13 tRNA genes and 1 rRNA gene are annotated in these 1,764 nt (G+C 47.7%); all 14 read right to left on the reverse strand.

Going from position 1 to position 1,764, the window contains the following annotated elements:
- Positions 1 to 58: 58 nt before the first annotated feature.
- Positions 59 to 133: transfer RNA gene (locus tag CSV74_RS16370), tRNA-Met, on the reverse strand.
- Positions 134 to 222: 89 nt separating this feature from the next.
- A tRNA-Ser gene (locus CSV74_RS16375) sits at positions 223 to 315 on the reverse strand.
- A 15-nt stretch (positions 316 to 330) separates the two neighbouring features.
- A tRNA-Ile gene (locus tag CSV74_RS16380) sits at positions 331 to 407 on the reverse strand.
- 6 nt (positions 408 to 413) lie between these two features.
- Positions 414 to 487 (reverse strand) — tRNA-Met (locus tag CSV74_RS16385).
- A gap of 26 nt (positions 488 to 513) precedes the next feature.
- A tRNA-Ala gene (locus CSV74_RS16390) sits at positions 514 to 589 on the reverse strand.
- A gap of 6 nt (positions 590 to 595) precedes the next feature.
- Positions 596 to 672: transfer RNA gene (locus CSV74_RS16395), tRNA-Pro, on the reverse strand.
- Between the two features lie 40 nt (positions 673 to 712).
- A tRNA-Arg gene (locus CSV74_RS16400) sits at positions 713 to 789 on the reverse strand.
- Between the two features lie 16 nt (positions 790 to 805).
- Positions 806 to 894 (reverse strand) — tRNA-Leu (locus tag CSV74_RS16405).
- An 11-nt stretch (positions 895 to 905) separates the two neighbouring features.
- Positions 906 to 977: transfer RNA gene (locus tag CSV74_RS16410), tRNA-Gly, on the reverse strand.
- Between the two features lie 7 nt (positions 978 to 984).
- Positions 985 to 1,066 (reverse strand) — tRNA-Leu (locus tag CSV74_RS16415).
- A 23-nt stretch (positions 1,067 to 1,089) separates the two neighbouring features.
- A tRNA-Lys gene (locus CSV74_RS16420) sits at positions 1,090 to 1,165 on the reverse strand.
- Between the two features lie 8 nt (positions 1,166 to 1,173).
- A tRNA-Thr gene (locus CSV74_RS16425) sits at positions 1,174 to 1,249 on the reverse strand.
- Positions 1,250 to 1,264: 15 nt separating this feature from the next.
- A tRNA-Val gene (locus CSV74_RS16430) sits at positions 1,265 to 1,340 on the reverse strand.
- A 95-nt stretch (positions 1,341 to 1,435) separates the two neighbouring features.
- Positions 1,436 to 1,551, reverse strand: a 5S ribosomal RNA gene (gene rrf / locus CSV74_RS16435).
- Positions 1,552 to 1,764 lie beyond the last annotated feature (213 nt).

A 1,764-nucleotide genomic window follows, 5' to 3' on the forward strand; every position in this document is an offset into this window, starting at 1 on the left:
CGAACCCGCGATCTCCTGCGTGACAGGCAGGCATGTTAACCGCTACACCACGGGACCTTGGTTGCGGGGACAGGATTTGAACCTGTGACCTTTGGGTTATGAGCCCAACGAGCTACCACTGCTCCACCCCGCGACAATAAAAATATTTCTTCTTAATAACTTAACGCCTTTATTATCTTAACATAACTACTTAGTAAAGTAAAGCTTTTGTTAAAGAAAATATGGCGGAGGAAGAGGGATTCGAACCCCCGCGGGCTTTAACACCCCTGTCGGTTTTCAAGACCGATCCCTTCAGCCGGGCTTGGGTATTCCTCCGTGAAATAAATAATCTGGTGGACCTTGCAGGACTCGAACCTGCGACCGGACGGTTATGAGCCGTCTGCTCTAACCAACTGAGCTAAAGGTCCTTAGGATAGCGGCGGAGGGATTTGAACCCCCGACCCTACGGGTATGAACCGTATGCTCTAGCCAACTGAGCTACGCCGCTGCAATTAGTCAGTCATAAAACATTATTGGTGGAGCCTAACGGGATCGAACCGTTGACCTCCTGCGTGCAAGGCAGGCGCTCTCCCAGCTGAGCTAAGGCCCCAATAAGTGGTCGGGAAGACAGGATTCGAACCTGCGACCCCTTGGTCCCAAACCAAGTGCTCTACCAAGCTGAGCTACTTCCCGACTATAAAGGATATAAAAGATATAGAATTTATAAATAATATGGCGCGCCTGGCAGGAGTCGAACCCACAACCTTCTGATCCGTAGTCAGACGCTCTATCCAATTGAGCTACAGGCGCATATTATAAAATTAATTGGTGCCGAGAACCGGAATCGAACCGGTACGGTAGTCACCTACCGCAGGATTTTAAGTCCTGTGCGTCTGCCAGTTCCGCCACCCCGGCAAGGATGAAAAAGCGGAAGACGGGATTCGAACCCGCGACCCCGACCTTGGCAAGGTCGTATTCTACCACTGAACTACTTCCGCATTAAAGTGCGGGTGAAGGGAGTCGAACCCCCACGCCCGAAGGCACTAGATCCTAAGTCTAGCGTGTCTGCCAGTTCCACCACACCCGCAATATATTACTACTGTGTAAAAATGGTGAGCCGTACAGGATTCGAACCTGTGACCCTCTGATTAAAAGTCAGATGCTCTACCAACTGAGCTAACGGCTCGTACTAAGTGGTGCCGGCGAAAGGACTTGAACCCTCAACCTACTGATTACAAGTCAGTTGCTCTACCAGTTGAGCTACACCGGCAGGTGTAGAAATATATGGTGGAGGATGACGGGCTCGAACCGCCGACCCCCTGCTTGTAAGGCAGGTGCTCTCCCAGCTGAGCTAATCCTCCTGGGTATAATTATAGTGTTAAATTAGTATATTCTTTTTCTATTCTATCAATAGGTTATGTATAAAACACTCAGTATTAATCTTAAGAATAGAATTGCCTGGCGACGTCTTACTCTCACAGGGGGAAACCCCCAACTACCATCAGCGCTGAAGAGCTTAACTTCCGTGTTCGGTATGGGAACGGGTGTGACCTCTTCGCTATCGTCACCAGACTGTGCATCCTCTTTTTGAGGACATTTACTATTATAACACTTGTTATTATTAATGCAAGTATTATTTTTAATAATTTTCGAGTAAAGCTTGTTCACTCAAAACTGAATAAAAGACATTGTGTAGTTCAAGTAACTACTTTTTAAAATAGGTTAAGTCCTCGATCGATTAGTATCTGTCAGCTACATACGTCGCCGTACTTACACCCCAGACCT

Origin of the sequence: Sporosarcina sp. P19, from assembly GCF_002743165.1 — a bacterium.
Classification (GTDB): domain Bacteria; phylum Bacillota; class Bacilli; order Bacillales_A; family Planococcaceae; genus Sporosarcina; species Sporosarcina ureae.